Source organism: Falsiroseomonas ponticola (assembly GCF_016805305.1).
GTDB classification, from domain to species: Bacteria; Pseudomonadota; Alphaproteobacteria; order Acetobacterales; family Acetobacteraceae; genus Falsiroseomonas; species Falsiroseomonas ponticola.
Genome location: NZ_JAERQN010000001.1, coordinates 1,078,640 through 1,101,731, shown reverse-complemented (window position 1 = coordinate 1,101,731; position 23,092 = coordinate 1,078,640). Strand labels below are relative to the sequence as shown.

Sequence of the window (23,092 nt, the reverse complement as noted above, 5' to 3'; positions counted from 1 at the left end):
CATGGAACTGCCGCAGGCCGGCCTGGCGATGCTGGAGAAGGCCGGCGCCGAGGCGCTGGATGCGCCGGGGCCGGAGGAGGCGATGCAGGCCCTGGCCCGCGGCTGCTTCGACCTGCTGGGCGACCGGGAGGCGCATCTCCGGCCCGGGGCGCTGAAGCCGGGCGAGCGCCAGTATTTCGTGGCCGGCGCCTTCTTCGTGCTGCCTGACAAGCGCTACCACATGCTGGTCGGCAGCCTCGGCTTCCCGCCGGAACAGCGACGGCTGATGGTGCCGATCGATGGCGGCCATCCCGGCTGGGTCTATGCCAACCGCTCCAAGCTGCTGCTGGAGAACACGGATGAGCACGGGACCTTCCGGCAGTATTTGAAGACGTCCCGCATGGGCTCCACCATCTTCGCGCCCATCATGTGGGAGGGAGAGTTCCACGGGCAGCTGATCATGGCGGCACAGGCGCGCCACACCATGCGGCCGGTCGATCTCTCCATCATCGTCGCGGCGTCGCGCATCGCGGCGGGGTGCTGGATCGCCAAGGGCGGGCCGGCCTGGCTGGCCGCCAATGCGGACCCCGCCGATGCCTATCGGGTGGACCGGGAAGGCGTGGACGCCCAAGGCTGATCGTAAAGGGGGCTGAGCGGAAAGGGCGGCGTTGACGCCGCCCTGAATTTCGGCTGATCCTTACCCTAAGTATGAATCAGCCCGGCCTGGCGCCGGGCAAGGGAAGGATGATGTCCGAGCCACCGCGTTCCCGCCGCCAGACGCGCGCCGCCATCCTCGGCCGGCTGCTGGCCAGCGATGGCCTGTTCCGGCCACGCCTGGCCGCGGAATGCCGCCTGACGGAGGCCAGCATCTCCCGCATCCTGGCGGAGCTGCGACAGGACAATCTGGTGGAGGAGGTGCGCCGCCCCGCCCCCTATCCCGGCGGCCCCTCCGCCATGGTTACGCTGCGCAAGGATCAGCGCGTGGCCGGGCTGGAATTCGCCAATGACCGGCTGGGCGTCGGCCTCGCCACGCTGGGGGGGGAGGTCGATGGCAGCGCGCGCCTGGCCCTGCCCGCCGGCAGCCCGCCCGGGGCGGTGGCGGCCGCGATCGGCGAGGCCATTGCGGAGCTGCGCGGCTGGTGCGCCCGCGCCGGCGCGCCACCGCGGCAGATCGCCGTCTCCATCCCCGGCCATGGCGCCAGCCCGAACCCGATCCTGCCCGTCGATCCCGCCGGGCTGGAAGCGGCACTCGGCGCCGCCTTCCCCGGCGTGCCCGTCGCCATCGCCAACAGCGTCGCGGCGCTGGCCGCCGTGCACCTGCATGGGCGGGGCGCGGCACCGGTCGAGGAACGGCACCTCTTCGTCTATCTCGGCCATGGCGTCGGCGGCGCCTGGGTGGATGCGGTGACGGCCGCCGACCCCATCCAGCCGATCGAGATCGGCCACGTCGTGCTCGACCCCGCCGGCGATCCCTGCCGCTGCGGCCATCGCGGCTGCCTGGAGGCCAGTGCCTCCACCGTCACGCTCGCGCTGCTCTGCGGGGTGGAGGAGGCGGCGCTGGCGGCGGCCGGCGCGGGATGGCCGACCCTGGTGCGCATGACGCCGCGGCGGGAAGCCGCGATCCGCCTGGCCCTGTTCCGCACCGGCCTCGTCATCGGCAATGCGCTGAACCTGATGCCGGCGGCACGCGTCGTGCTTTGCGGCTGGCCGGCCGCGCTACCCGAGGCGATGCGCGAGGCGGTGACCGAGGGGATGGACCGCAGCCTGTTCGGCGGCGCCCGCCAGGCGATCCGCTTCATCGCCCCCGCCATCGGCCAGGAACCCGCCGCCGCCCTGGCCTTCGCCGTGCACGCCCTGATCCGCCAGGGCGGGCTGGCACCGCAGGATGAAACGCCGCCGGCCAGGCTTGCCGGCTGACCCCATCAGAGAGGAACGCAGATGAAAAGATCCGTCACCCTGGCGTTGGCGTTGCTCGCCGCCACCGCCCTCCCGGTCGCCGCGCAATCCACGCTGCGCGTGAAGCCCTCCGGCGATGTGCGCATCACGGACCCGCATCTGGGGTCGGACAGCATGGCCCGGAACATGGGCTACATGGTCTATGACACGCTCTTCGCCGTGGATGACCAGCTGCGCATCCGCCCGCAGATGGCGGAAAGCCATGAGGTGCTGGAAGGCGGCCGCGTCTGGCGCTTCCGCCTGCGCGAAGGGCTGGTGTTCCAGGATGGCTCCCCGGTCACCGCGGCGGATGTCGTCGCCTCGCTCCGCCGCTGGGCGCAGAATGACGGGCTCGGCCAGCAGCTGATCGCCCGCGGCGCGGTGTTCGAGGCGGAGGGCGCGAATGCCTTCACCCTCACGCTCAACACGCCCTGGGGCATGGTGCTGGAGGCGCTGGGCAAGCCCGCCGCGCCGGTGCCCTTCATCATGCCGGAACGCCTGGCGCAGACGCCCGCGAACCGCCCGGTGCCGGAAGTGCTGGGCAGCGGGCCCTATCGCTTCGTCGCGAATGAATGGCGCGCGGGCGACCGGCTGGTCTTCGCGCGCCATGCCGGCTACCGCCCGCGTGGCGAGGCCGCGGCCGGGCTTTCGGGCGGGCGCGTCGCGCGCTTCGACCGCGTGGAATGGCTGATCATGCCGGACCAGCAGACGGCGATCGACGCGCTGCGCAAGGGCGAGATCGACATCGCGGAGGACATCCCGGCGGACCTGCTCTCCGTCCTGCGCCGCGACCGCAACATCACCGTCGCCAACCAGGATGATCTGGGCGTCGCGCAGCAGATCCGCCTGAACACGACGCAGCCGCCCTTCAACAACCCGGTGCTGCGCCAGGCGCTGCTGCATGCCGTGAACGGCCAGGATTTTCTCAGCGCCGTCACAACGGACCCGTCCCAGGGGCGTGTGTGCAACAGCTTCTATGTCTGCTCCTCCCCCTATCATTCGACGGCGGGCTGGCCTTCGGTGAACCTCGACCGCGCGCGGCAGCTGGTGCGGGAGAGCGGGTATGACGGGACGCCGGTGGTGTTCCTCAATGCCGCGGAGAACACCAACATCAACGCCTTCACGCTGGTGGCCGACCAGCTGTTCCGCAGCATCGGGCTGCGCACCGATGTGCAGGCGATGGACTGGGCGACGGTGGTGGCACGGCGGCAGTCGCGGGAGCCGGTGGCGCGCGGCGGCTGGAGCGTCTTCATCTCCGGCCCCGGCGGGCTCGACATGATGGAGCCGGTCAGCCACCTCGGCCTGCGGTCCAACTGCGACCGCGCCTGGTTCGGCTGGCCCTGCGACGAGGAGATCGAGCGCCTGCGCGCCGCCTTCGCCGATACGCCGGACGAGGCGCGCAAGCGGGAGATCGCCGCCCAGATCCAGGCGCGCGCGCTGCAGACGGTGCCCTACATCCCGATCGGCGTGCAGTACCAGCTGCGCGCGCACCGGGCGAACCTGACGGGCCTGCTGAACCCGCCCGCTCCGGTCTATTGGAACGTCAGCCGGCGCTGACGGCGAAGGGGGCGCCGCGGCCGGCGCCCCCTTCTCCCCGGCGGAATGCGCGGAGCGCGACGCGGCGCGCGGGGATGTCATCGATACTTCATGGAAGCGTCATCGCCCGGCCGCATGGCCGGCCTTGCCCGCGGGCGGCGGCGAGGCGAGGCTCCTGCCGATGACAGGGGCGGATGACGCGTGGCCGAGGGATGCGGGGCGGGTGCCAGTTTCCATCGCGGGCACTGCATCCGCGTGTCGCGCCGCCGGCGCGGCTGGGCCGTGCGCATCATCCCCGTGGCGCCGGTGCCGGCGCGGCCGCCCATCCAGCTGCGCAACAACGTGCCGCAGGGCCGCGCCGCGTTGATGGCGGAGGCGCGCGCCTGGATCGACCGCCTGCTGGATGGCCCGCCCTGGCAGGGCCAGCCGTGACCGCCGCCACGACAACGTCACATCACCGTCAAGCAGCGGCAACGCGCCCTGTCTAAAGCCCGGCCCATCAACCGGGGGATGGACATATCGCGATGCGACGCCTGCTGCTTGCCGCCACGGCCCTGATCGGCCTGTCTCACGCCGCCATCGCCGACCAGCGCTTCGAAGCGACCCTGGCCGGCCATGCCATCCTGCCCGCCTTCACCATGGCGCTGCCGCCGGCCGATGCGCCGCGGGATGCGCTGGTCTCCGGCAAGTTCGCGGGGCCCGGCAACCTTCGCATCGACCGGCCGGGCGCGGTGATGGGCGATACGGGGCCGCTGCACGGCAACCGCCCCACCGGCATCGCCTTCCCCTTCATCGGCCAGCCCGTGCAGGGCTTCTCCGGCATCAAGCCCGTGGCGGGCGAGCCCGGCAACTACTGGGTGCTGACCGACAACGGCTTCGGCAACCGCCGCAACAGCGGCGACACGCTGCTGATGTTCCACAAGGTGCGCCCCGACTGGCAGAGCGGCCAGGTGGAACTGCTGCGCACGGTCTTCCTCTCCGACCCGCTGCGCCGCATCCCCTTCCGCATCGCGCATGAGGGCACCGATGCGCGCTACCTCACCGGCGCCGATTTCGATCCGGAGAGCATCCAGCCCCTGCCCGATGGCAGCTTCATGATCGGCGAGGAATTCGGCCCCTTCCTTGTCCATGTCGATGCCGCGGGCCGCGTGCTGCGCGTGGTCGAGACTCGGATGGACAACCAGGTGCTGATGGGCCCGGACAATCCCGCGCTGCAGGTCGCCGCCACGCCCACGGCCGGCGTTGCCTACCGCGTCCGGCGCTCCGGGGGCTATGAGGGCATGGCGCTGACGCCGGATGGGCAGACGATCTGGGCCATGCTGGAACAGCCGCTCTTCGCGCCCAATTCCGACCAGCCGGAAGGCCAGTTCCTGCGCGTGCTGGAATACAGCGTGCCGCGCGGGGAATGGACCGGCCGCACCGCGCGCTTCCGCCTGACGCCGGGAGCCACCGCGATCGGCGACTTCAACTTCATCGATGCCACGCGCGCCTTGGTGATCGAGCGCGACAACGGGGAGGGCGACCCCGGCCTCGCCTGCGGCCAGGGCCAGCAGCCGACGCGCGCCGCCCCCTGCTTCCCGCTGCCCGCGCGCGTCAAGCGCATCACGCTGGTGGACATGGCGCAGACGGATGCCGAGGGCTTCGTGCGCAAGATCGGGCATATCGACCTGATGGCCATCCGCGACAGCGAAGGCCTGGCGCGCATCCGCGGCGACCTGCCCGCGAATGCGCCGCGCGACCGCTTCACCTTCCCCTTCTTCACCATCGAGGATGTGGCGATGGTGGATGAAGACCACATCATCGTCGGCAACGACAACAACCTGCCCTTCAGCGCCGGACGCCACTTCTTCCAGGCCGATGCGAATGAGCTGATCCTGCTGCGCGTGCCCGAATTGCTGCGCGCGCGCTGACGCGGAAGGACTGGCACCATGCATCGTCGTCGCATCCTGCTCTCCGGTGCCGCCAGCCTGCTGGCGGCGCCGTCCCTGGCCCAGGCGGATTGGCGCAGCCAGTTCCGCGAGCTTCGGCTCGGCATCTCCTCCGCGGAGAATGAGCGGGATGCGGTGGCGCGGCAGCAGCCCTTCCAGGACTACATCCAGCGCACGCTCGGCGTGCCGCTGCGCGTCTTCCGCGCCACCGACTATGCCGGTGTCGTGGAAGCGATGCGGAGTTCCAACATCGAATTCGCCCGCATCGGGCCGGCCAACTACGCGCTAGCCCGGCGCGTGATGGGCGACCGCGTCATCCCCTTCGCCCGCGACCGCGACAATGAGGGGGCCACGGGCTATCACTCCGTCGCCTTCGTGAAGGCGGACAGCCCCTTCCAGCGGATGGAGGATCTGCGCGGCCGCAGCTTCGCCTTCGCGGATCCCAACTCCGCCAGCGGCTTCGCCTTTCCGGCCTATTTCCTGCGCCGCCAGGGCTTCGTGCCGGAGCAGTTCTTCGGCCGCACCGGCTTCTCCGGCAGCCATGAGCAGAGCGTCATCGCCGTGCTCAACGGCACCTACGACGCCGCCGCGACCTTCTGGTCCAACGACCGCCACGGCAACATCCAGCGCATGACGGAGAAGGGCATGGTCCCGCCCGGCGCCACGCGCATCGTCTGGACCAGCCCCATGATCCCGAACTCCCCCTGGGTGATGCGCGCCGACCTGCCGGAGGGGCTTCGCCGCGACTGGCGCGATGCCGTCTTCGCCATGCCGGAACGTGACCCCGCCGCCTTCCGCGTCGCCGCCTCCAATGCCAGCGGCGTCGCGCCGACGCGACATGAGGATTATGCCGACGTGATCGCCGTGGTGGAGGAGAACCTCGCGCGCCGTCGCAACCGCGGTACGTGAGCGCCATCACCATCCAGGCCGCGGAGGCCGCCTGGCAGCAGGCGCGCCGCCGCCGGCGCGGCGCCTGGGCTGGCTGGGGGCTGTCCTTCCTGGCCGCCATCCTGGTGGCCAGTTGGGTCGGGGAGGTCGATCTCGCCCGCCTGGCGCGCGGCCTGCCCATGGCCGCCGACTATGTCTGGCGCACCATCCCCGTGCTGCGCTGGGACAGGCTGGGCGATGACCTCGCGGAGTGGTTCTGGGGGCTCGATCATTGGGTCGTGCTGCTGCTCGACACGCTGCTGATCGCCTATGCCGGCACGCTGCTCGGCGCTGTTGCCGCGCTGCTCTTCTCCTTTCCCGCGGCGGCGACGCTCGCCCCGCGCTGGGCGGTGTCCCTCTCGCGCCGCGTGCTGGAACTGGCGCGCACGGTGCCGACGCTCGTCTTCGCGCTGATCTTCGTCTACGCCTTCGGCCTCGGCCCCTTCGCGGGCGTGCTGGCGCTGGCGCTGCACAGCTGGGGCGCGCTCGGCAAGCAGTTCGCGGAGGTGCATGAGAATGCGGACCTCCGCCCGGTGGAGGCGGTGCGCGCCGCGGGTGGCACCTGGCCGCAGGCGATGCGCTTCGGCGTGCTGCCGCAATCCCTGCCGGACATGCTCTCCTTCGGCCTGCTGCGCTTCGAGATCAATGTGCGGGAGGCCTCGGTGCTGGGCATCGTCGGCGCGGGGGGCATCGGGGAGGAGCTGTATCTCTCCGTCCGCCAGTTCAGCTATCCCGACATCTCCGCCATCCTGCTGCTCATCCTGCTGACGGTGACGGCGATCGACCTGGCCTGCGGGCGGCTGCGCCACCGCATCATCGGGCCGGGCGCGGCGGCGGGCGCATGATCACGCGTCGCACCAGCCTGATCGTCACGCTGGGATTCACGCTGCTGCTGCTGGCACTGTGGCGCGTCGATGCCTCGCCCCACCGTGTGTGGGAGGGATTAGGGAAACTCGGCTGGCTGGTCGTGCTGATGCTGCCGCCATCGCCCGGTGGCGCCCTGCCGGACCTGCTGCGCGCGCTGGCGGAGACGCTGGCCATGGCCTTCCTCGGCACGCTGTTGGCCGCGCTCGTGGCGCTGCCCCTCGCCTTCCTCGGCGCCGGGACGGTGGTCGCCAATGCCTGGGCGCGCTTCACCATCCGCCGCGGTTTCGACGGGCTGCGCGCCATCGATAGCCTGGTCTGGGCGCTGATCTTCGTCTCCGCCGTCGGCATGGGCCCCTTCGCCGGCATCCTGGCCCTCGCCCTGCCCGATATCGGGACATTGGCGAAGACCTTCTCGGAGGCGCTGGAGGCGACGGAACGGCGGCAGGTGGAGGGCGTGCGCGGCGCCGGCGCTTCCCGCCTGCTGGTGATCCGCTACGGGCTGCTGCCGCAGGCGCTGCCTGTCATGCTCTCGCAGGTGCTCTACGTCTTCGAGAGCAACACGCGCTCCGCCACCATCCTCGGCGTGGTCGGCGCCGGGGGCATCGGGCTGGCGCTGTCCGACCGCATCCGCATCAACAACTGGGACGAGGCCGCCTTCATCCTGCTGATGGTCCTGGCCACCGTCGCCCTCATCGATGGAGCCAGCCGATGGCTGAGGCTGAGACTGATCCGCGCGTGACCGCCTACCAGGATCCGGGGAGCGCGACCAAGCGCCTCGGCCTCGACCCGTTCATCGATCCGACGGCGAAGGTGCGCGACTGCCGCTTCGGCATCTACACGGAAGTGGGCGCGCGCAGCACGGTCGCGGAAACGGAGTTCGGCGACTACTCCTATGTCGTCCATGACAGCCAGATCATCTACGCGACCATCGGCCGCTTCTGTTCCATCGCCAGCCATGTGCGCATCAACCCCGGCAACCACCCGCTGGACCGCGTGGCGCTGAGCCATGTGACCTATCGCGCCAGCGCCTACGGACTCGGTGAGGACGAGGCCGGCTTCTTCGACTGGCGGCGGGGCAAGCGCGTCACGCTCGGCCATGATGTCTGGCTCGGCCATGGCGTCATCGTGCTGCCCGGCGTGACCATCGGCACGGGGGCGGCGATCGGCGCCGGGGCGGTGGTGACGAAGGATGTGGCCCCCTTCGCCATCGTCGTCGGCAATCCCGGCCGCGTGCTGCGCTTCCGCTTTCCCGAGGCGGTGCGCGACAGCCTGCTGCGCATCGCCTGGTGGGACTGGCCGCGCGATCGCCTGGCGGCGGGGATCGCGGAGATGCGCGCGGTCCCGGCAGCGGAAATCTGCCGCCGCCACGACCCGGCCTTCGCGGGCGGGGCCCCTACAGCCGCGGCATGATCCCGCCGACCCCGCTGGCCTGTTCCAGCGTCGCCAGCGCCAGCGCATGCGCGGCCTGGGCGGCATTGGCGGCCTGGCGCGTGGCGTTCAGCGTGCGCAGCGCATCCAGCACGTCCAGCAGGCTGCGCCCGCCGGCGAGGTAGGCGGCTTCCGTCGCGCGGTAGGCTTCCTCCGCCCGGCGCAACACCGCGCCGCTGGTCAGCGCCATCAGCGTGCGCGCCTGTTCGTAGCCCGCCCAGGCGGCGGCGAGGTCCGCCAGCGCATTGGCGCGCACGCCATCCGCCTGCGCCCGCGCCTGCGCGCGCTGCGCCATGGCCACCGCGATGCCGCCTTCCGTGATGCGCTGCGTGAAGATGGGCACGGACAGCGTGATGCCGACCGCGTTGTTGGCGCGCAGCCCGCGGCTGGCGGAAGGCAGGTCCTGGCTGAGTTCCGTGCGGCTGAGGCTGCCGCCGATGGAGAGGTCGCGCGACCGCCCCGCCTCCGCGAGGCGCGTGGAGGCATCCGCCGCCGCCACGCCGCGTTCCGCCGCCAGCACGTCCGGACGCTCCCCGATCGCGGCCGCCAGCGCGGCCTGGGTCAGCCCGAGCGGCGCCTGGTTCGCCAGGCTGCCGCCGAGTTCGAGCGTCGCGCCACGCGCCACCGCATCCTGCCCGAGCAGCGCCGCCACCCGCGCCACCGCCGCCGCCTGCGCCTGGATGGCGGCGGCGACCTGCTGTTCGAAGGGCAGGCGGCTGGCCTGGAAGCGCAGCAGTTCCGATTCCGCGATGCCGCCCTGGCGCACCTGCCGCGCCAGCAGCGCCTCCGTCTGGTTCAGGCTGTTGCGGTTGTCGAGCGCCACGCGCAGGTCGGCGCGTGCCTGCAGGGCATTGATGAAGGCCTGGCGGAGCTGGAAGAGCTGGTCGCGCATCGCATCCAGCAACTGTGCCTCCGCGACGCTCACCTGTTCGGCGGCGACGAGCGTGCGCAATTCCCGCTTGCCGCCGCGTTCCACCACCACGTTGAGGGTGAAGCTGGCATTGTTGAGCGGCGAGACGGCGCGGTTGCCGTAGAAGCCGGAGAGGCGGCGCTCCTCGCTCATCTGCGCGGCCGTCTGGCCATAGGTGATGGATCCCGCCGGCGCGGTATCCGCCACCAGGCGCTGGGCGCGGGCGATCTCCACGCCGCGCCGCGCGGCGGCCAGCGCCAGGTTGCGCTCCAGCAGCATCGCCTGCGCGTCGGCCAGCGTCAGCCCGCCACTGGCGGGGGCGGTGGCGCGGGTTTCGGCGGCCAGGGGCCGGGCGGCGGGCCAGGCGGCGAGGATCGCGAGGCAGAGGGCGGCGGCGGGCTTCATGGGCGGGAATCCGGGCTGCATCGGGTCATGTCACGCGGGGCGGGGCTGCTTCGCGGCGGCGGCGGCCTCCGCGGCATCGTCGCGCGCCGCCAGGCGGCGGCCGAACAGGTCCACCGCGGCGGGCAGCACGACGAGGATGAAGACCGGCACCAGCCCGATGCCGCCCACCACCACCACCGCCAGCGGCTTGGTGACGTCGGCGCCGATGCCGGAGGCGAGCGCCATCGGCAGCAGCCCGCAGAAGGAGGCGAAGCAGGTCATCATCACCGGCCGCAGCCGGTCCGCCCCGGCGCGGTTCAGCGCCGCCGTCCAGTCGAGCCCTTCCTGTTCCCGCAGCTGGTTGAAGTAGGAGAGGAAGATGATCGCCTCCATCACCGTGATGCCGAGCAGCGCCAGGAAGCCGATGGCGGCGGGGACGGAGAAGTTCAGCCCTGCCAGGGCGAGGGCGAAGACGCCGCCGGAGATGGAGAGCGGCAGCATGGCGAAGACCATCGCGGTTTCCCGCAACCGGCCGAAGGAGACGTAGAGAAGTACCGCGATGATGACGAGCGTGATCGGCACCACCACCATCAGCCGCGCGATCGCCATCTGCAGGTTGCGGAATTCGCCGACCCATTCCAGGCGATAGCCGTTCGGCAGCTGGACGGCGGAGGCCACGCGGCTCTGCGCCTCCGCCACCGTGCTGGCGGGATCGCGCCCGCGGACGGAAAAGCGCACCGGGACGTAGCGTTCGGAATTCTCGCGGTAGATGTAGGAAGGGCCGGAGGTCAGCTCAATGGTCGCGACATCGGCCAGCACCGCATTGCCGCCGACCGGCACGCGGCCGATCGCCTCGATCCCGTCGCGGTAGCGGGGCGCCAGGCGGACGATGATGGGGAAGTTGCGGTCGCCGCCGGCTTCATACACCGCGCCCGCGGCCTGCCCGCCGATGGCGGCGGACAGGGCGGTGTTCACGTCGCTCACGCTGAGGCCGCGCCGCGCCGCGCGGGCGCGGTCCACCGTGATGGTCACGGTCTGCTGGCCGGTGCTGAGCAGCACGCCGAGATCGGCCACGCCTGGCACCTGCGCCATCTCACGCCGGATCTGGTCGGCGAGGCGGGAGGCCACCTCCACATCCGGCCCCACCACCTTCACGGCATTGGCGCCCTTCACCCCGCTGGCGGCTTCCTGCACGTTGTCCGAGATGGTCTGGGAGAAGGAGAACTCGACACCGACGAACTCCGCCTCCAGCCGCCGCGCCACGGCCGCGACCAGGCCCTCGCGCTCATGCGCCGTCTTCCACTGCGCCTGCGGCACAAGGGGGACGAAGAACTCCGCGTTGAAGAAGCCGGCGCTGTCCGTGCCGTCATCCGGCCGCCCCTGCTGGGAGGTGACGGTGATCACCTCCGGGAACTCCATCAGCACGCGGCGGATGCGGTTGGCGATCGGGTTGCCTTCCTCCAGCGCGATGGTGGCGGGCATGGTGGCGCGCAGCCAGATGCTGCCTTCCTCCAGCGTCGGCAGGAATTCCGCGCCGAGCCGCGACAGCACGCCGCCGCTGCCCAGCAGCATCAGCGCGGCGAAGCCGAGCGTCACGGCACGGCGCCGCAGCCCGGCGGCGAAGAGCCGCACGAAGCCCCACTTGATGCCCTTCATGACGAAGGTGTCGCGTTCCTCCGTCTCCGGCTTGAACAGCGTAGCGGACAGGGCGGGCGTGATGGTGAAGGTCGCGAGCAGCGCGCCGGCGATGGCATAGGCGTAGGTCTTGGCCATGGGGCCGAAGATGCGGCCCTCGATTCCCCCCATGGCAAAGAGGGGGATGAAGGCCGCCATGATGATGAGGATGGAGAAGAAGATTGCCTTGTCCACCTCGCCGGCCGCGCGCAGCACCGTCATCGGCACGGGCCGTGGCGGCTGGCCGGGGTGCGAATGGCGCGCCAGGTGGAGGTGGCGGAAGATGTTCTCCACCATGATGACGGTCGCATCCACCAGCAGGCCGAAATCGAGCGCGCCGAGCGAGAGCAGGTTGGCGCTCTCGCCCCGGCCCAGCATCATCAGCACGGCGAAGAAGAAGGCGAAGGGGATGGTGGCGGCGATCACGATGGCGCCGCGCAGGTCGCCCAGGAACAGCCACTGGATCACCAGGATCAGCGCCACGCCTTCCAGGATGTTCTTCACCACCTTCTGCGTGGTGGTGGAGACCAGGTCTTCCCGGTCATAGAGCGGCACGATGCGCACGCCGGGCGGCAGCACGCCGCCGGCATTTATGCGCTCCACCTCCCGCTGCACGCCATGGATGGTCGGCAGCGTCTGCTCGCCACGGCGCATCAGCACCGTGCCGAGCATGACATCGTCGTCATTCTCATGCCCCGCGATGCCGAGGCGCGGCAGGTTGCCGATCTCCACCGTCGCGACATCGGAGACGAGCACCGGATTGCCGTCCCGCACGCCGATGACGACATGGCCGATATCCTCCACGCCGCGGATCAGGCCGATGCCCTGCACGACGAAGGATTGCGGTCCCACATTCAGCGTGCCGGCGCCGACATTGACGGAGCCGCCGCGGATCGCCTCCACCACCGCGGGCAGCGCGATGCCGTAGGCGGAGAGCCGGGCGAGATCCACCTGCACCGAATAGGTCTTGGACAGCCCGCCGAAGGAGGTGACGTCGATCACGCCCGGCACGCGCTTGAAGCGCCGGTCCAGCACCCATTCCTGCAGGGTCTTCAGATCCTCCAGCGGATAGCCGGGCGGCCCCACCAGGCGGTAGCGCATGATCTCCCCGATCGGGGAGGCCGGGGAGATGCCGGGCTGCGCGCCATTCGGCAGGTCGCCGATCTGGCCGAGGCGGTTCAGCACCTGCTGCACCGCTTCCTCATAGGTGTAGTTGAAGTTGAACTGCACGCGGACGTCGGAGAGGCCGAAGAGGGAGGTGGAGCGCACCGTCGTCAGGTTCGGCAGGCCGGACATCGCGACCTCGATCGGCACGGTGATGTAGCGCTCGATCTCCTCCGCGCTCTGGCCGGCATTCTGGGTGATGACGACGACGGTGGGCGGCACGGGGTCCGGATAGGCCTCGATGTTCAGCTGCCGGAAGCCGAGCACGCCGACCACGAGGAAGACGACGAAGAAGAGCAGCAGCAGCGGCCGTCGCTCCAGCGACACGGCGACAAGGAAGCGCAAGGCTGGCACTCCGGATACGGGATCGGCTGGCGGTCATCCGACGCGTCGCCGGGGATTGATTGCCCGCTCGCCGGCGCTTCCGGAAGGGCGCCGCCGCACCCGTAAGCTGGGTGTAAGCCGCCCGCGCTAGAGGAGAATGGCCGGAGGATCGCGGATGCGCTTCGCTCGGCGACAGCGCCTGGCCAGGACGACCACCGACCATGAACATGATGACGCCGCCTCAGGCTGCCGGCCTCACGGAAAGCGTGATGACGGAGGGCGTTTCCCCGCCGGCCACGGCGCCGCGGCGGCGCTTGGCACTGTGGCTGGGCGGCGGCGTGGTGCTGGCGGCCGCCATCGCCGGCTTCGGCTACCACGAGATGACGGGCGGCAGCGTCGCCGTCGTGCGGCCGGCGCAGGCGGCGACGAGCAGCCGCATGGCCGATGGCTCCTTCCGCCTCTCGCCCGCGGAGGCGCGGCTGCTGCGCGTGCAGCCCGTGGCGCTGCGCGCCTTCCGGGAGGAACGCGTGGCCGAGGGGCGCATCGCGTATAACGAGGATCGCGCGACGCCGGTCTTCGCCCCCTATTCCGGCCGTGTGCGCCGCGTGCTCGTCCAGCAGGGCCAGCAGGTGCAGGCGGGCGACGTGCTGTTCGAGATCGAGACGACGGATCTCAGCCAGGCGGCGAATGATCTCCTCGCCGCGGTGGATGGGCTGGGCAAGGCGCGGGCACAGGTGGAGCTGACGCGGCGGAACGAGGCGCGGCAGCGGGACCTCTTCGCCGCCCGCGCCGCGGCACGGCGGGACCTGGAACAGGCGCAGGCGGAGCTGACCAATGCGCTGGCCGATGAACGCACGGCGGAAGCGGTGCTGGCCGCGGCGCGGGACCGGCTGCGCGTGCTGGGCCGGGATGCCGATGCGGTGGCGCAGATCGAGCGCACGCGGCGGGTGGATGCGACCGTCGCCGTGGTGGCGCCGCTGGCCGGCACGGTGGTGCAGCGGCGGCTCGGCCCGAACCAGTGGCTGACGGCCGGCGGCGGCGATCCCGTCTTCACCATCGCCGACCTGTCGGAGATGTGGATGGTGGCGCAGGTGCGGGAGCTGGATGCGCCGGCGATGCGGCAGGGCCAGGCCGTGGAGGTCACGGTCGATGCCCTGCCCGGCCGCAGCTTCCCCGGCGTGATCGGCCATGTCGCCAGCGCGATCGATCCGGTGACGCGCCGCCTGACGGTGCGCGCTTCGGTCCGCGACACGGACCAGGCCCTGAAGCCGGAGATGTTCGCCACCTTCCGCATCGCGCTGGGCGATGCGCCGGATGCGCTGGCGGTGCCGGCCGGGGCGCTGATCCGCCACGGCCATGCGGTGACGCTGTGGGAGGCGCTGGGCGAGGATCGCTTCGTGCTGCGCCAGGTCCGCACGGGGCTGCAGGCCGATGGCTTCGTGCAGGTGACGGAGGGGCTGCGCCCCGGGGCCCGCGTGGTGACCGGCGGCGCGCTGTTCATCGACCGCGCCGCGCAGGATTGACGCAACGCGCTAGGCGGTACGCGCGACCGGCAGCCGGATGCTGAACACCGCGCCGCCCGGCCTTTCGTTCCGGACGGCGATGGTGCCGCCATGCGCCAGCACCACGCGTTCGGTGATCCAGAGGCCGAGGCCGAGGCCGCGGCGATGCGTATCGCCCGACCGCCAGTGGCGGCGGAAGATCGTCGCCATGTCCTCCTCCCGCACGCCGCTGCCGCGATCCGCCACCTCGATGGTCACGACGCCGCGGCGGGGCGGCAGGATGCGCAGTTCCACCGGCGCGCCCGCCGGCGAATGCGCCACGGCATTCTCGATGAGGTTGCGCAGCGCGCGGCCGATCGCCTCCGCATGGCCGCGGATGGATACCGGGCCGGAGGAGGCGAGGACGCGGATGTCATGGCCTTCCGCGCCCAGCACGGCGGCGATGCGGCGGCTCGCTTCCTCCGCCAGGGTGGCGATATCGAAGATGTCGTCGCGCATCGGCAGGTCGCGCGCGGTGATGGCGGCTTCCAGCAATTCGGAGACGAGCTGGGCCAACCCCTCCACATCACGCTTCAGCCGCGCCGTCACCTCGTCGCTGCCGAGAAGGTCGAGTTCGGCATGCAGCACGGCGAGCGGCGTGCGGAGTTCATGCGCGACTTCCGCGGAGAAGCCGCGCTGCCATTCCAGCGCGTCATCCAGCCGGTCGAGCGCGCCGTTCACGGCATCGATCAACGGCGCCACCTCCACCGACAGCCGGTCGCGGCTGAGGCGGGGCGGCCCGCCATGGCCGATCCGCTCCGCCTCCCGCGCCGCGGCGCGCAGCGGGCGCAGCGTCAGCAGCAGCAGCCCCACATTGGCGAGGAAGAGCAGCAGCGCGCCGGCGCCCAGCACGGTCATCACCGGGCGCAGCGCGGCCGTCGGCACATCGTCCAGCACGACGTAGCTGCGGCCCATGTCCTGCGCGACCTGGAAGGTCAACGGGCCATCCGGCGTGTTCAGCACCTCCGTGGCTCCCCAGACATGCGATCCGTCGCGGCCGGTGCGGAAGTCATGCGCCGGGGCGTCATCCCCCTCGAAGCGCGGCAGCGCATCCTGCGAGCCGGGCGAGGCGCCGATCTGGCGGCCGGCGGGGTCCAGCACCACATACATCAGCGAGCCGGAGGTCGAGTTGAAGCGGCGCGCGGTCTCCAGCGAGAAGGGCTGGCCGAGGCCCTTGACACCGTCGCGCTGCAGCCTTTCGGTGATCTCGCTGGCCGAGGCCATGATGGACCGGCGATGTTCGTTCCAGACCACCTCGTTGACGATCCGGTGCAGCAGGATGCCGCCGATGCCGAGCGAGACGAGACCGATTGCCGCATGCCAGAGGGCGAGACGGGCGATGAGGCTGTATGAGCGTGCCATGAGCATGGTCCCTTCCAGCGAACGGCGCCGCGATGGCGTTCACGGCGCGATCCCTGCCGGATCACGGAGCGGAGCATGACGATGCGTGTCCTGCTCGTCGAGGATCATGCGCGCCTGGCGGCGCTGTTCAAGGAGGGGCTGCGCCGCGCGGGGTGGGAGGTGGAGACGGTCGGCACGCTCGCGGATGCGCAGGCGTCGCTCGACAGCCTCGACTTCGACGTGGCCGTGGTGGATCGCGGCCTGCCGGATGGGGATGGGCTGGACCTGGTGCGCCGCCTGCGCCACCGCGCCGATGCGCCCGCCGCGCTGGTGATGACCGCGCGCGGCGAGGTGGCGGAGATCTGCGAGGGCCTCGACCTCGGCGCCGACGACTACATGGTCAAGCCGATCTCGCTGCAGGAACTCGTCTCGCGCCTCAATGTCGCGCTGCGGCGCGGCGGGCGCACGCCATCGGTGCTGACGCTCGGCGCGCTGGCGCTGGACCGGCTGTCGCGCAACATGACGGTGCGGGACCAGAATTTCGATCCGCCGCGGCGGGAACGCACGCTGCTCGAGGAGCTGCTGCGCGCCGCGCCGCGCGCCGTCTCGAAGGAGACGCTGGAAGCGCGGCTCGCGGGCCTCGACAAGGCGGTGCAGCCCAACGCGGTGGAGGTCTATGTGCATCGCCTGCGCGCGCGGCTGGCTTCCGTCGATGCCGGGGTGGTGGTGCAGACCGTGCGCGGCCTGGGCTACCGGCTGGAGGCCGCGGCCGAGGAGGCGGCACCGCCGCCGGCGGGACCGTAAGCGCGGTGTAAGTTGCCGGCGCTATCGAAGGGATCGCGGATGCCCGCAGCAGGCGGGCACGGCCCTGAGGAGGCGTCGCCATGACCCTGTTCCCCTTCGCGCAGGCCTCGCGCATCACGGTGCTCGGCGCGGCCCTGGCGCTGGCGGGCTGCGCCGGCCACTCGGCGGTGGATCGCCTCCGCGCCAGCGACCCGCTGGCGATGATCGAGACGCAGGCGGAGTACCACGCCGTCAATGCCTGCATCGTCGATCACTTCGTCCGCCGCGACATGGTGCCGGTGGTGAACGTGATGGAAGCGGAGCGTCGCGCGACGATCACCGTCTTCGACCGCCATCGCACCGGACGCCGCACGGTGGAGGAGCGGCCGAAATTCGAGGTGACGACCATCGCCGCCGCGCCTACCGCGTCCCGCACCACGCTGCGAGGCGAGCCCACGATCTTCGGGGAGGGCACGGAAGCGGTGCGCCTGCGCCGCGACCTGCAGGCCTGCGGCTTCGCCACCGCGTCCCTGTGACGCCCCGGCGGCCGCGGGGCTATTCCGCCGCGGCCGGCAGCGGGTGCGGCCTTTCGCCGCCGATGCGGCGCGTCAGCGCGATGGCGGCCTCCGTCAGGATCGGCCGTGCCGAAGCGACCGCTTCCGGCGTCCAGCGGATGACGGGGGCGGAGAGCGCCAGCGCGCCGGCGAGCGCATCGCCCGGCCCGAAGACGGGCACGGCCATGGAGCCGGTATGCGGATCCGTGGCGCCCATGGTGACGATCGGCAGGTCGATCGCCGCGGCGTAATCCGGCAGGGGCCGCGGCGTGAAGGCGCGCAGCACCTGGGCGATGGCGGAACTGTCCAGCGGCAGCGCATCGCCGACGCGCACATGCAGGCGCAGCAGATGCGGGCTGTCCACGCGGAACAGGCAGAGCCGCTGTTCCCCGCGCCGGACGTAGAAGGCCGCGGTCTCCCCGGTGCGGGCGACCAGCTCCTCCAGCACCGGCATCACATGCGCCTCCATGCGGAAGGACTGGGTGTAGATGGTGCCGAGGCGCAGCACCTCCGCATCCAGCCGGTAGGACCCATCCGCCGCGCGGGCGAGGTAGCCATGCTCCTCCAGCGAGATGGCGAGGCGCATGATGGTGCTCTTCACCAGACCCGTCCGCTCCGCCAGCTCGGCCAGGGAGAGGTCGCGGTCGCCCTTGCGGAAGGCGGAGAGCAGCGTGAGGGCGCGGTCCGCCGAGGCCACGCCCTCCAGCGCCGGTCGCCGCTTCGCCTTCTCCGCCATGCCTGCCTCCGGCTGCCCCGCCCCCTGTCTAGCCCAGATCGAGCCGGGCGCGCAGCACGCAGCCTGTCTCGCTTTCCGTGATGAAGAGGTCGCGGCCCCCGGGGCCGCCCAGGCAGAGATTGGTGGTGGAGGCGCCGGCGCAGGAGGTGAGGGCGAGGGTCGGCTCCGCCCTGGCGTTGAAGCGCCAGACCGTGCCGATGCCGGTATGCGCCACCAGCAGCTGGCCATCGGGCGCGAAGGCCAGGCCATCCGGCCCGCCGGGGCCGCCATGCAGGTGGATGAAGATGCCGGCCTTGGTCACCGCGCCATCGCCATGCAGCTGCAGGCGCCAGACCTGGTTGGCGCGCGTCACGGCCACCAGGCAATGCGAGAGGTCCGGCGCGACGACGATGCCGTTCGGGCTCGGCACCGTGCCGATCAGCCGGTCGAGCCGCCCATCCGGCCAGAGGCGATAGACGCGGCCTGTCGGATCATGCAGGCCGGTCTGGCCCTGGTCGGTGAAGAAGATGCTGCCATCGGAAGCGAGGTAGAGATCGTTCAGGCCCTTGAAGCCTTCGCTCCGCGCATCCTCCAGCAGCGGCGTGACAGCCCCGCTGCCGGGATCGATGCGCAGCAGGCCGCGCTTGTAGTCCGTGACGAGCAGCGTGCCGTCAGGCGCCACCTTCAGCCCGTTCGGCCAGCCATCATAGTCCGCGACCAGCGTCCATTCGCCATCGGGGGCGATGCGGAAGATGCGGCCGAAGGGGATGTCGGTGACGTAGAGCCGGCCTTGTTCATCGAAGCAGGGGCCTTCGAGGAAGCTGTCGATTGCCCGCCCCCCGCGGTTCCAGCGCGCCCAGGCGGTCGGGCGCGGCTGGCGGAAGCGGTCGGGCAGGCGGGTGAAGACTTCCGTGCCGAGGCGCGGCGGCGGCGCGAAATAGCCCATGGCGCTACTGCCGCTCGATGCCGCTGGTCTCCGCCACGCCGCGCCAGCGCTGCGTCTCCTCCGCCAGCAGGGCGGCGAAGGCGGCGGGCGGCATGCCGCCGGGCACCGAGGCAATGGAGGCGAGGAAGTCGCGCATGTCGTCCGCCTGCAGCGCCTTCGCGACATCGGCCTGCAGCCGGGCCACGATGGCATCCGGCGTACCGGCCGGCGCGGCCAGGCCCGACCAGTTCACCACGCCCTCCCCGTTCGGGCCGAGATTCGGCAGCCCGGCTTCGGGGAAGGTCGGCACATCCGGGAAGGCCGGGCTGCGGCGCGCGCCGCTCAGCGCCAGCACGCGCAGCGCGCCGCCCTGGACGTGGCCGAGCGCGGAGCCGAGCGAGACCATGACGAGATCGACCTGCCGCGCGATCACCGCCGTCACCGCATCGCCGGCGCCGCGGAAGGGCACGTGCAGCATGCGGATGCCGGCGGCCTGGGCGAAGGCGGCGGTGGCGAAATGGGGCGCGCTGCCGATGCCGCCGGTGCCGTAGGTGATCCGCTCCGGCTCCCGCTTCGCCGCGGCGACCAGGCTGGCGAGGTCGCGCCAGGGCGCGTCCCGGTGCACGGCGATCATCACGGGGGAGAAGGCGCTGACCGTCACGGGGCGGAAGGCGGTGGCGTGGTCGAAGGGCAGGCGCTGGAACAGGTAGGGCAGCATCGCATAGGTGTTGTCCATCGCGAGCAGCGTGTGGCCATCCGGCGCGGCGCGGGCGACATCGGCGGCGCCGATCGTGCCCGTGGCCCCCGACTTGTTCTCCACCACCACCGGCCGGCCGAGGCTTTCCGAGAGCTTGGGGGCGAGCCGTCGCGCGATGGTGTCCACGGCGCCGCCGGGCGCCCAGGCCACGACCAGGCGGATGGGGCGGGACGGCCAGGCCTCGGCCTGGGCGAAAGCGGCGCGCGGCAGGGCCAGCGGCGCGGCGGCGAGGGCGGCGTGCAGGATCCGGCGGCGGGTGAGCATGGATCGGGTTCCTTCCCTGGCTGCGCCCTGATCGATCAGGGCTTGCATTTTGAAATGGCGTTTCGCTATGAGCCTCCTGCCAAGACGCTTGTCAATAAGATTGAGGGGAAGGAGACCGCCACCATGCCGCCAATCCGCTTCGGCCGTCGCGCCGCGCTGGCCGCGGGCCTTGCCCTGGCGACCCCGGCCCTGGCCCAGCGCGGCTGGCCGGCCGGGCGGCCGATCGAGATCATCGTCCCCTTCGCCCCGGGCGGCGGCATGGATGCCATGGCGCGCACCGTCGCGCCCTTCCTGGCGGCCAGGCTGCCGGGGGCGCGGGTGCTGGTCTCCAACCGCGCCGGCGCCGGCGGGCAGGTGGGGACGGAGGCGGTGGCCAATGCGGCGCCGGATGGCTTCGTGCTCGGCGCCTGCGCCACCCCCACCGTGCTCAGCCAGCCGATCGAACGCCCGGTGCGCTGGCGCCCGGCGGAGCTGACCTACCTGGCGCAGGTGGTGGAAGACCCCTGCGGCCTGTTCGTCCGCGCCGACAGCCCGCTGCGCGGCCTGCCGGGGCTGCTGGCCGCGGCGCGGGCCCGGCCGGGCGATGTCGCCTATGGCACGGCGGGCATCGGCGGGGACGACCACATCGCCGCCCTGCTGCTGGAGGAAGCGGCGGGGGTGCGGCTGAACCACATCCCGTTCAACGGCACCTCCCAGCTGCTGGTGCCGCTGCTGGGCGGGCAGCTGGAGGTCGGCGCCTTCAACATCAGCGAGGCCCTGCCCCTGCTGCGGGACGGCGCCATCCGCGGCCTGGCGCTGGCCAGCGAGGCGCGGGACGCGACCGCGCCGGACATCCCGACCTATCGCGAGGCCGGTGTCGATGTCGTCTTCTCCGCCGGCCGGGGGATCTTCGGCCCGGCAGGCCTGCCGGAGGCGATCCGGGGCGCGATGGAGGAGGCCTTCACGACCATCTTCGCCGATCCCGCCTGGGTGGAGGCCGCCGCACGGGCGGGCCTGCCGCTGAAGCCCCTGGTCGGCGCCGCCTATCGCGACGCCGCGCTGGGCGGGGAGGCGGCGCTGAAGGCCCTCTGGGCCCGGCGCCCCTGGAAAGAATGAAACCTGGTTTCGACGCCTGACCGTTCCCCCCATCAAGGATCCTCCCCATGCCCGCCGCCAAGCCCGTCGTCCTCGTCACTGCCGCTTCCCTCGCGCCGGAGGCGGTCGCGATCCTGGAAGCCGCCGGCTACGCCGTGCCCTGCACCTCCGCCTATCCGTCGGAGGGTGAGCTGCTGGCCGCCATCGCCCGGCACCGCCCCGTCGCGCTGCTGCACCGCCAGGGCCTGATCAACGGCACGGTGATGGATGCGGCGGCGCCGGCGCTCCGCGTCATCGCGCGCCACGGCGCGGGGGTGGACGGCATCGACCTGGCGGCGGCGGAAGCGCGCGGCCTGACCGTGACGCGCGCGGCCGGCGCCAATTCGCGCTCCGTCGCCGAACACGCCATGGCGCTGATGCTGGCCGCGCTGAAGGATTTGCCCGCGGTCACGCAGGGCATGCGCGACGGCAGGTGGGAGAAGACGGCGCGCATGACGCGCGACATCGATGGCGTGGCGCTCGGCATCGTCGGCTATGGCGCCATCGGGTCGAAGGTCGCGCGCCTGGCCGAGGCCTTCGGCATGCGCGTCGCGGCCTATGACCCGCTGCTGCCGCCGGGCCCGCTGCCGGGCCCCGGGGAGCGCATCACGGACCTGCCTGCCCTGCTGGCGCGGTCGGAGGTGCTGTCGCTGCATTGCCCGCTGGAGGCCGCGACGCGCGGCATGATCGGGCAGGCCGAACTCGCCGCGCTGCCTCGCGGCGCCATCCTGATCCACACCGCGCGTGGCGGCATCGTCGATGAAGCCGCGCTGCTCGCCGCGCTCGATTCCGGGCATTTGGCCTGGGCGGGCATCGATGTCTTCGCGAAGGAACCGCTGGCGGAGGACAGCGCGCTGCGCACCCATCCGCGGGTGCTGCCGACGCCGCACCTCGCCGCCAATACCCCGCGCGGCGCGGTCGGCATGTCCACCGGCGCGGCGGAGAGCATCGTCGCCGTGCTGGCCGGGCGGCTGCCGGCGCTACCGGGCGCCGTCGTCGTCGCGGGCGGCTTGCGCGCGGCGGCCTGACGCGGCGCGGCCATCATCATCAACGGGAGGAACAGCATGAGCATCACCCAGGGCCCGACACGGCGCGCGCTTCTCGCCGCCGGGGCCGCGACGCTGGCGGCGCCCGCCCTGGCGCAGCCTTCCTGGCCCGCCGCGCGGCCGATCGAGGTCATCGTGGGCTTCGCCCCCGGCGGCGGCACCGACGTGATGGTGCGCGCCATGGCGCAGTTCCTGGCGGCGGAACTGCCGGGGGCCAATTTCGTCGTCTCCAACCGCCCCGGCGCGGGCGGGGAGACGGCCTATGTCGCGCTGCAGGGCGCGCGGCCGGATGGCTATACGCTCGGCACCATCAACACGCCGGGCTACCTCTCGCTCGGCGTCCAGCGCCGCGTGCGCTACGACCGCGCGCAGATCCGCCTGATCGCGCGCATCGTGGACGACCCCAGCGCCTTCGTCGTGCACCGCGACTCCCCCTATCGCACGCTGAAGGACCTGGTGGAGGCGGCGAAGCGCCGGCCCGGCACGATCAGCGTCGGCTCCTCCGGCATCGGCACCGACGACCATCTCGGCCTGACCCTGTTCGAGGCGGCGTCGGGCACGGAGTTCATCCACGCCCCCTTCGCCGGCGCGGGCCCCGTGCGCAACGCGGTCCTCGGCCGCCAGATCGACGTCGCGGGCATCAACCTCGGCGAGATCGGCATGCTGGGGCAGGAGACGCCGCTGCTGCGCCCCATCGCCGGCATGGGCGAGCGGCGCTGGGAGCTGATGCCTGACGTGCCGACCTTCCGGGAGGAAGGCTATGACGTGCTGATGAGCAGCGAGCGCGGGCTCGGCGCGCCGCGCGGCATCCCGGACGAGATCGCGAAGCGGCTGGAGGATGCGATCGCGAAGGTGATCGCGACGCCCGAATGGGCGGAGAAGGTGCGCCAGCTGGAACTGGCCATGGCCTTCCTGCGTGGGGGCGAGTGGGAGGCGCAGATGCCCGCCCAGCTCGCCCGCTACCAGCGCATCTGGGAACGCACGCCCTGGCAGTAGC

At 72.0% G+C, this 23,092-nt stretch carries 21 protein-coding genes; 15 read left to right on the top strand and 6 right to left on the bottom strand.

Going from position 1 to position 23,092, the window contains the following annotated elements:
- Position 1: 1 nt before the first annotated feature.
- From JJI54_RS05325 to JJI54_RS05285, 9 genes are all read left to right on the top strand, one after another.
- Complete coding sequence (locus JJI54_RS05325) at positions 2 to 616, top strand: GAF domain-containing protein (RefSeq protein ID WP_203071624.1); 615 nt, start codon at positions 2 to 4, stop codon at positions 614 to 616.
- A gap of 110 nt (positions 617 to 726) precedes the next feature.
- A complete protein-coding gene (locus JJI54_RS05320) occupies positions 727 to 1,896 on the top strand; it encodes an ROK family transcriptional regulator (protein ID WP_203071622.1) in 1,170 nt (389 codons plus the stop codon).
- 21 nt (positions 1,897 to 1,917) lie between these two features.
- Positions 1,918 to 3,471, top strand: coding sequence for an ABC transporter substrate-binding protein (locus JJI54_RS05315; RefSeq protein ID WP_203071621.1), 1,554 nt, complete (start codon positions 1,918 to 1,920; stop codon positions 3,469 to 3,471).
- 234 nt (positions 3,472 to 3,705) lie between these two features.
- On the top strand, positions 3,706 to 3,882 hold the full coding sequence (locus JJI54_RS05310; protein WP_203071619.1) for a hypothetical protein: 177 nt from the start codon (positions 3,706 to 3,708) through the stop codon (positions 3,880 to 3,882).
- A gap of 92 nt (positions 3,883 to 3,974) precedes the next feature.
- A complete protein-coding gene (locus tag JJI54_RS05305) occupies positions 3,975 to 5,360 on the top strand; it encodes an esterase-like activity of phytase family protein (protein ID WP_203071617.1) in 1,386 nt (461 codons plus the stop codon).
- Between the two features lie 18 nt (positions 5,361 to 5,378).
- Positions 5,379 to 6,287, top strand: a complete 909-nt coding sequence (phnD, locus tag JJI54_RS05300; protein ID WP_203071615.1) for a phosphate/phosphite/phosphonate ABC transporter substrate-binding protein — start codon at positions 5,379 to 5,381, stop codon at positions 6,285 to 6,287.
- A complete protein-coding gene (gene phnE, locus JJI54_RS05295) occupies positions 6,284 to 7,150 on the top strand; it encodes a phosphonate ABC transporter, permease protein PhnE (protein ID WP_203071609.1) in 867 nt (288 codons plus the stop codon). The genes phnD and phnE (JJI54_RS05295) overlap by 4 nt, the downstream gene beginning before the upstream one ends.
- Entirely contained in the window at positions 7,147 to 7,911 is a 765-nt protein-coding gene (phnE, locus tag JJI54_RS05290; RefSeq protein ID WP_203071607.1) for a phosphonate ABC transporter, permease protein PhnE, read from the top strand. Before phnE (JJI54_RS05295) ends, phnE (JJI54_RS05290) begins: the two co-directional genes overlap by 4 nt.
- Positions 7,881 to 8,582 (top strand): LbetaH domain-containing protein, encoded by a 702-nt coding sequence (locus JJI54_RS05285; RefSeq protein ID WP_203071605.1) that lies wholly within the window; start codon positions 7,881 to 7,883, stop codon positions 8,580 to 8,582. The genes phnE (JJI54_RS05290) and JJI54_RS05285 overlap by 31 nt, the downstream gene beginning before the upstream one ends.
- On the opposite strand, the gene JJI54_RS05280 is transcribed toward JJI54_RS05285, so the two are convergent.
- Positions 8,566 to 9,915: a TolC family protein gene (locus tag JJI54_RS05280; RefSeq protein ID WP_203071603.1), complete on the bottom strand. Its 1,350-nt coding sequence runs from the start codon at positions 9,913 to 9,915 to the stop codon at positions 8,566 to 8,568. The two genes, JJI54_RS05285 and JJI54_RS05280, sit on opposite strands and share 17 nt — an antisense overlap.
- Positions 9,916 to 9,945: 30 nt before the next feature.
- Positions 9,946 to 13,077, bottom strand: coding sequence for an efflux RND transporter permease subunit (locus JJI54_RS05275; RefSeq protein WP_203071601.1), 3,132 nt, complete (start codon positions 13,075 to 13,077; stop codon positions 9,946 to 9,948).
- A 200-nt stretch (positions 13,078 to 13,277) separates the two neighbouring features.
- On the opposite strand from JJI54_RS05275, the gene JJI54_RS05270 reads away from it, so the two are divergent.
- Positions 13,278 to 14,579: an efflux RND transporter periplasmic adaptor subunit gene (locus JJI54_RS05270; RefSeq protein ID WP_203071599.1), complete on the top strand. Its 1,302-nt coding sequence runs from the start codon at positions 13,278 to 13,280 to the stop codon at positions 14,577 to 14,579.
- Positions 14,580 to 14,588: 9 nt separating this feature from the next.
- Here the strand turns inward: JJI54_RS05270 and JJI54_RS05265 are convergent, their stop codons facing one another.
- Positions 14,589 to 15,959 carry a sensor histidine kinase gene (locus JJI54_RS05265; protein ID WP_203071597.1) on the bottom strand — a complete coding sequence of 457 codons (1,371 nt, stop codon included), beginning with the start codon at positions 15,957 to 15,959 and terminating at the stop codon, positions 14,589 to 14,591.
- A 75-nt stretch (positions 15,960 to 16,034) separates the two neighbouring features.
- On the opposite strand from JJI54_RS05265, the gene JJI54_RS05260 reads away from it, so the two are divergent.
- Both JJI54_RS05260 and JJI54_RS05255 read left to right on the top strand, forming a co-directional pair.
- Positions 16,035 to 16,742 (top strand): response regulator transcription factor, encoded by a 708-nt coding sequence (locus JJI54_RS05260; RefSeq protein WP_203071595.1) that lies wholly within the window; start codon positions 16,035 to 16,037, stop codon positions 16,740 to 16,742.
- 80 nt (positions 16,743 to 16,822) lie between these two features.
- Positions 16,823 to 17,257 carry a hypothetical protein gene (locus JJI54_RS05255; protein WP_203071593.1) on the top strand — a complete coding sequence of 145 codons (435 nt, stop codon included), beginning with the start codon at positions 16,823 to 16,825 and terminating at the stop codon, positions 17,255 to 17,257.
- Positions 17,258 to 17,276: 19 nt separating this feature from the next.
- Here JJI54_RS05255 and JJI54_RS05250 read toward each other — a convergent pair whose 3' ends face one another.
- The 3 genes from JJI54_RS05250 to JJI54_RS05240 are packed head-to-tail and all read right to left on the bottom strand — an operon-like array spanning position 17,277 to position 19,936.
- The gene (locus tag JJI54_RS05250; protein WP_203071591.1) at positions 17,277 to 18,011 is read right to left on the bottom strand and encodes an IclR family transcriptional regulator; all 735 of its coding nucleotides are present in this window, start codon (positions 18,009 to 18,011) and stop codon (positions 17,277 to 17,279) included.
- Between the two features lie 28 nt (positions 18,012 to 18,039).
- The gene (locus tag JJI54_RS05245; protein WP_203071589.1) at positions 18,040 to 18,936 is read right to left on the bottom strand and encodes an SMP-30/gluconolactonase/LRE family protein; all 897 of its coding nucleotides are present in this window, start codon (positions 18,934 to 18,936) and stop codon (positions 18,040 to 18,042) included.
- A 4-nt stretch (positions 18,937 to 18,940) separates the two neighbouring features.
- Positions 18,941 to 19,936 carry a Bug family tripartite tricarboxylate transporter substrate binding protein gene (locus JJI54_RS05240; protein ID WP_203071587.1) on the bottom strand — a complete coding sequence of 332 codons (996 nt, stop codon included), beginning with the start codon at positions 19,934 to 19,936 and terminating at the stop codon, positions 18,941 to 18,943.
- Between the two features lie 123 nt (positions 19,937 to 20,059).
- On the opposite strand from JJI54_RS05240, the gene JJI54_RS05235 reads away from it, so the two are divergent.
- The 3 genes from JJI54_RS05235 to JJI54_RS05225 are packed head-to-tail and all read left to right on the top strand — an operon-like array spanning position 20,060 to position 23,091.
- The gene (locus JJI54_RS05235; protein ID WP_203071585.1) at positions 20,060 to 21,031 is read left to right on the top strand and encodes a tripartite tricarboxylate transporter substrate binding protein; all 972 of its coding nucleotides are present in this window, start codon (positions 20,060 to 20,062) and stop codon (positions 21,029 to 21,031) included.
- A gap of 47 nt (positions 21,032 to 21,078) precedes the next feature.
- A complete protein-coding gene (locus JJI54_RS05230; RefSeq protein ID WP_203071583.1) occupies positions 21,079 to 22,077 on the top strand; it encodes a hydroxyacid dehydrogenase in 999 nt (332 codons plus the stop codon).
- A gap of 36 nt (positions 22,078 to 22,113) precedes the next feature.
- Complete coding sequence (locus JJI54_RS05225; RefSeq protein WP_203071581.1) at positions 22,114 to 23,091, top strand: tripartite tricarboxylate transporter substrate binding protein; 978 nt, start codon at positions 22,114 to 22,116, stop codon at positions 23,089 to 23,091.
- Position 23,092: the final 1 nt, after the last annotated feature.